Raw genomic sequence first — 5,556 nt, 5'->3', positions numbered from 1 at the left:
GGCGTTGTTCCGTGTCAGTGGTGGCGCATTATAGGGCCTGAATTCGTGCTGGCAAGGGGTTATCTTAAAAAAAATGCCAACCGAACACTTTTCAGGCAGCACGAATAAAAATAGCGCAGGAGTGGTGAAAAAGAAGACAAAAACGGGCCCCGAAAGGCCCGTTTTTCCGTTAAGACTGAACGGCAACAATCTGATCGTCTTTCACTTTCAGCTCGATAGGCTTACCAGGCAACAGTTCCCCCGACAGGATCTGCTGCGCCAGCGGATTTTCTATCTGTTGCTGAATAGCACGTTTCAACGGACGCGCCCCGTAAACCGGATCGTAGCCGTTTTCACCCAGCAGTTTCAGCGCTTCATCCGAAACCTGGACGGTATAGCCACGCTCCTCAAGGCGCTGATAGAGCCGCTGCAGCTGAATCTGAGCAATCGAAGCAATATGCTGTTCACCCAGCGGGTGGAAGACCACCACTTCATCAATACGGTTGATGAACTCAGGGCGGAAGTTATGGCTGACCACGCCCAGCACCAGCTCTTTCATATGTGCATAATCCAGTTCACCGAAGCGTTCCTGAATCAGATCGGAGCCCAGGTTAGAGGTCATGATTACCACGGTATTGCGGAAGTCCACCGTTCTGCCCTGCCCATCCGTCAGGCGCCCGTCGTCCAGCACCTGCAACAGGATGTTAAACACGTCCGGATGGGCCTTTTCCACTTCATCCAGCAGAATGACGGAATAAGGCCGACGCCGCACGGCTTCGGTCAGATAGCCGCCTTCTTCGTAACCAACATATCCCGGAGGCGCGCCGACCAGGCGTGAAACCGAATGTTTTTCCATAAACTCGGACATATCGATACGCACCATGGCGTCGTCGCTGTCGAACATAAAGTTGGCCAGGGTCTTACACAGTTCCGTTTTCCCCACCCCGGTCGGCCCCAGAAACAGGAAAGAACCAATAGGACGGTTAGGATCGGACAACCCGGCGCGGCTACGGCGAATGGCGTTGGATACAGCCTCAACCGCTTCATCCTGCCCAATCACGCGCTGATGCAGTTCCTGCTCCATACGCAACAGTTTGTCGCGCTCGCTTTCCATCATTCTGGAAACCGGAATACCGGTCCAGCGCGCCAGCACTTCAGCGATCTCGGCGTCGGTCACCTTGTTACGCAACAGACGCATAGTCTTACCTTCCGACTGCGTGGCGGCAGCCAGCTGTTTTTCCAGCTTGGGAATCTGCCCGTATTGTAATTCGGACATCCGCCCAAGGTCGCCCACACGCCTGGCTTGCTCCATCGCAATCTTCGCCTGCTCCAGCTCGGCTTTAATTGTCTGGGTGCCAGAAAGCGACGCTTTCTCTGCTTTCCATTCTTCTTCCAGGGTCGAATATTCACGCTCTTTATCCGACAGTTCGTCGTTGAGCATATCCAGCCGCTTTTTACTGGCCTCATCCGACTCTTTCATCAGCGCCTGCTGTTCCAGCTTCAGCTGGATAATACGTCGGTCGAGGCGGTCCAGCGCTTCCGGCTTAGAGTCTATCTGCATACGAATGCTGGAAGCGGCCTCATCGATCAGGTCGATAGCTTTATCCGGCAGCTGACGATCGGAAATGTAGCGATGCGACAGCGTCGCCGCGGCGACAATGGCCGGGTCGGTAATCTGTACGTGATGGTGCAGTTCATAGCGCTCTTTCAGGCCACGCAGAATCGCGATGGTATCCTCAACCGACGGTTCCGCTACAAATACCTTCTGGAAACGGCGCTCCAGCGCAGCGTCTTTCTCGATATACTGACGATATTCGTCGAGCGTGGTGGCCCCTACGCAGTGCAGCTCGCCACGGGCCAGCGCCGGTTTTAGCATATTACCGGCATCCATAGCGCCATCCGCCTTACCGGCGCCGACCATAGTATGCAGTTCATCGATAAACAGGATGACGTTGCCTTCCTGCTTCGAAAGATCGTTCAGCACCCCTTTCAGGCGCTCTTCGAATTCGCCGCGATATTTGGCGCCAGCCACCAGCGCCCCCATATCCAGCGCCAGCACCCGGCGGCCTTTCAGCCCTTCCGGCACTTCGCCGTTCACAATACGCTGGGCCAGCCCTTCGACAATGGCGGTTTTCCCCACCCCAGGCTCCCCGATTAATACCGGATTGTTTTTAGTACGGCGCTGCAGTACCTGGATGGTGCGGCGAATCTCTTCATCGCGACCGATAACCGGATCCAACTTGCCGCTTTCCGCCCGCTCGGTCAGGTCGATGGTAAATTTCTGTAGCGCCTGGCGCTGATCTTCAGCGTTCTGGTCGTTCACGCTTTCCCCTCCACGAATCTGCTCAATCGCCTGTGTCACACCCGCTGTTGTGGCACCCGCGGTTTTTAACAGATCCGCCAAAGTGCCACGGGACTCCAGCGCCGCAAGGACGAAAAGCTCCGATGAAATAAAGTTGTCATTGCGTTTCTGCGCCAGTTTGTCGCAAAGATTTAAGGCGCGAACCAGATCCTGTGAAGGCTGTACATCCCCGCCGGTGCCCTCCACCTGCGGTAGCCGACTTAACGCCTGCTCAATGGATGTTCGTAGCTGGCCGACGTTAACGCCCGCAGACGTTAATAACGGCGCAACGGAACCGCCTTCCTGCTTCAGCAGGGCGCTCATCAGATGAAGGGGTTCAATAAATTGGTTGTCGTGCCCAAGAGCAAGGGACTGGGCATCGGCGAGGGCAAGCTGGAACTTATTAGTAAGACGATCCAGACGCATAACTCCTCCCATAACAGGTCAAAATTGCTACTGGAGATTAAATGAGGTCATCCCTCAATTATTCAAGGTTAATGACCATAATTATGTGAAGGAATAGTCACCCGCACTGGATCGTCTTGATTTTATAGGTTATATCAGCCAGATAAAACTTGCCATACGGCCGGTAGTTCCATCACGTCGATAAGAGAAAAAGTCGCCACTCTCGCTATATGTGCAGCGTTCTCCACCAAAGACCTGGCGAACGCCAACATTTGCCAGACGCTGACGCGCAAGCTGATAAATATCGGCGAAAAACTTTTCGCCGACCGGACGAAAAGCGCTTTCGGCCTGAGGGTCCTTTGCCACAAAGGCTTCACGCACTTCGCCGCCTACCTCAAAGGCTGCGGGGCCAATAGCGGGCCCCAGCCATGCCAGAAGATGCTCCGGGCGGTCATGGAAACTGGCGACGGTCTCTTCCAGTACACCTTCACACAGGCCGCGCCATCCAGCGTGGGCGGCGGCCACTTCGTTTCCCGACATATTACAGAATAGCACCGGCAGGCAATCTGCCGTCATTACCGCACAAACGGTTGACCGGCGATCGGTCCAGGAGGCATCGGCACGCTTCGAAGCTGGCTCGGAGCCATCCAGCTTCAGCACCGCACGACCGTGCACCTGCTCCAGCCAGACCGGTGCAGAAGGGAATGCTGCCGCCTCGTATAACCGGCGCCGGTTTTGTTCCACATGCTGCAAGGAATCGCCACAATGGGCGCCCAGATTCATGGAATCCCAGGGGGCGAGGCTAACCCCGCCTACCCGGGTGGAGCTACAGGCCGCTACACCCGCAGGCATCGGCCACTCTGGAACGATCAGTTTGGTCATAGCCAGTCAACCCGGTCTTTATGTTCCTCGAAGTCATCGCGCAGCGCATCGATCAGATCCACCATATCCTGGGGAATCGGGGCATGCCACTCCATCTCAATACCGGTGATTGGATGATACAGCCTCAGCATGGTGGCGTGCAGCGCCTGTCTGTTGAATTTGCGTAGCGCCTCGATAAACGCTTCAGACGCCCCTTTCGGCGGACGGGGGCGACCACCGTATAGAGGATCCCCGACCAGAGGATGAGTAATGTGCGCCATATGGACGCGAATCTGGTGAGTACGGCCGGTTTCCAGGCGCAGTCTCAGCCGGGTATGGATGCGAAAATGTTCCATAATACGGTAATGAGTCACCGCCGGTTTGCCCATCGGATGCACCGACATATGGGTACGCTTCGTCGGGTGACGGCTGATAGGCTCGCTTACCGTTCCTCCCGCCGTCATATGGCCGATAGCAACCGCCTCATATTCGCGGGTGATCTCACGGCGCTGCAGCGCCTCCACCAGATGGGTCTGGGCCGGAATAGTCTTCGCGACTACCATCAGACCAGTGGTGTCTTTATCCAGACGGTGGACGATACCGGCGCGCGGCACATCGACGATCGGCGGATAGTAATGCAGCAGCGCATTCAGTATCGTGCCGTCCGGATTACCCGCACCCGGGTGTACCACCAGGTCGCGCGGCTTATTGATAACGATGATGTCATCGTCTTCATAAACGATATCCAGCGGGATATCCTGCGCTTCGAAACGGGCTTCTTCTTCGATTTCAGCATCGATATCGACGCTCTCGCCACCCAACACTTTTTCTTTCGGTTTTTCGCAAATGTTGCCATTGACCCGCACTCGCCGGTCAAGAATCCATTCTTTTATCCGCGAACGTGAATAATCCGGGAACAATTCGGCCAAAGCCTGATCTAAGCGTTGGCCGAGTTGTGACTCGGACACCGTTGCGGTGAGTTTTACTGGTTGTGCCATATACAGCTTCTTCGTTAACGTTGGGTTTTTACGGCTTTGCCGTTTAATATAGTGTGCTATTGTAGCTGGTCTTCAACGGGAGCTTAACGGAGAGTCTCCCTGAATAACATTCTGAGGAAAGTCAAAACGTCATGACGCGCATGAAATATCTGGTGGCTGCCGCCACGCTGAGCCTGGCCCTGGTCGGTTGCTCCAGCACCAAAGATGAGGTGCCCGACAGCTCACCCTCTGACATCTACGCGACCGCCCAGCAAAAACTGCAGGACGGTAACTGGAAAGCGGCGATAACGCAACTGGAAGCGCTGGATAACCGCTATCCGTTTGGACCTTACTCGCAGCAGGTGCAGCTCGATCTGATCTACGCCTATTACAAAAACGCCGATCTGCCGCTGGCGCAGGCCGCCATCGACCGCTTTATGCGTCTGAATCCAACCCATCCTAACATCGATTACGTACTGTATATGCGCGGTCTGACCGATATGGCGATGGACGACAGCGCACTTCAGGGTTTCTTTGGCGTCGATCGCTCAGATCGCGACCCGCGCCATGCTCGCGACGCATTCAATGACTTTTCGAAGCTGGTGCGCGGCTATCCCAACAGCCAATATGCGACCGATTCCGCTCGCCGTATGGTGTTCCTGAAAAACCGTCTGGCTAAATATGAGCTTTCCGTCGCTCAGTACTACACGCGCCGCGGCGCGTGGGTCGCGGTGGTCAACCGCGTTGAAGGCATGCTGCGCGATTATCCGGATACTCAGGCAACGCGCGACGGCCTGCCGCTGATGGAAAAGGCATACCGTCAGTTGCAGTTGAATGCAGAAGCGGAAAAAGTTGCCAAAATTATTGCGGCCAACCGGTAATTTGGCTTCTGACAAAAAACGGCAGCTTTCAGGCTGTAATGCCAGTCAGTTAAGCAACTGACTGGCTGTTTTTCTCCGGGCCCTGCTGTATTTCTGGGGCCTCTCTTTTACC

General features: G+C 55.3%; 4 protein-coding genes. 1 reads left to right on the top strand and 3 read right to left on the bottom strand.

Going from position 1 to position 5,556, the window contains the following annotated elements; genetic code table 11:
• Positions 1–169: 169 nt before the first annotated feature.
• The 3 genes from clpB to rluD form a co-directional block, all read right to left on the bottom strand.
• Positions 170–2,746 (bottom strand): ATP-dependent chaperone ClpB, encoded by a 2,577-nt coding sequence (gene clpB / locus V3W49_RS22355; RefSeq protein WP_500148149.1) that lies wholly within the window; start codon positions 2,744–2,746, stop codon positions 170–172.
• A 129-nt stretch (positions 2,747–2,875) separates the two neighbouring features.
• Complete coding sequence (gene yfiH / locus V3W49_RS22350; RefSeq protein ID WP_500148148.1) at positions 2,876–3,607, bottom strand: purine nucleoside phosphorylase YfiH; 732 nt, start codon at positions 3,605–3,607, stop codon at positions 2,876–2,878.
• The gene (gene rluD / locus V3W49_RS22345) at positions 3,604–4,584 is read right to left on the bottom strand and encodes a 23S rRNA pseudouridine(1911/1915/1917) synthase RluD (RefSeq protein WP_500148147.1); all 981 of its coding nucleotides are present in this window, start codon (positions 4,582–4,584) and stop codon (positions 3,604–3,606) included. Before rluD ends, yfiH begins: the two co-directional genes overlap by 4 nt.
• Before the next feature lie 131 nt (positions 4,585–4,715).
• Here rluD and bamD point away from each other — a divergent pair, with 131 nt between their 5' ends.
• Positions 4,716–5,444, top strand: coding sequence for an outer membrane protein assembly factor BamD (bamD, locus tag V3W49_RS22340; protein WP_500148146.1), 729 nt, complete (start codon positions 4,716–4,718; stop codon positions 5,442–5,444).
• Positions 5,445–5,556: the final 112 nt, after the last annotated feature.

Origin of the sequence: Rosenbergiella sp. YN46 (assembly GCF_036620675.1) — a bacterium.
GTDB lineage: Bacteria > Pseudomonadota > Gammaproteobacteria > Enterobacterales > Enterobacteriaceae > Jejubacter.
This window is presented reverse-complemented; position numbering and strand designations above follow the sequence as displayed.

Excerpts from the sequence above, each read along its gene's own strand:
- yfiH (WP_500148148.1), bottom strand. The coding sequence starts at position 3,607 with ATGACCAAACTGATCGTTCCAGAGTGGCCGATGCCTGCGGGTGTAGCG.
- rluD (WP_500148147.1), bottom strand. The coding sequence starts at position 4,584 with ATGGCACAACCAGTAAAACTCACCGCAACGGTGTCCGAGTCACAACTC.
- bamD (WP_500148146.1), top strand. The coding sequence starts at position 4,716 with ATGACGCGCATGAAATATCTGGTGGCTGCCGCCACGCTGAGCCTGGCC.
- clpB (WP_500148149.1), bottom strand. The coding sequence starts at position 2,746 with ATGCGTCTGGATCGTCTTACTAATAAGTTCCAGCTTGCCCTCGCCGAT.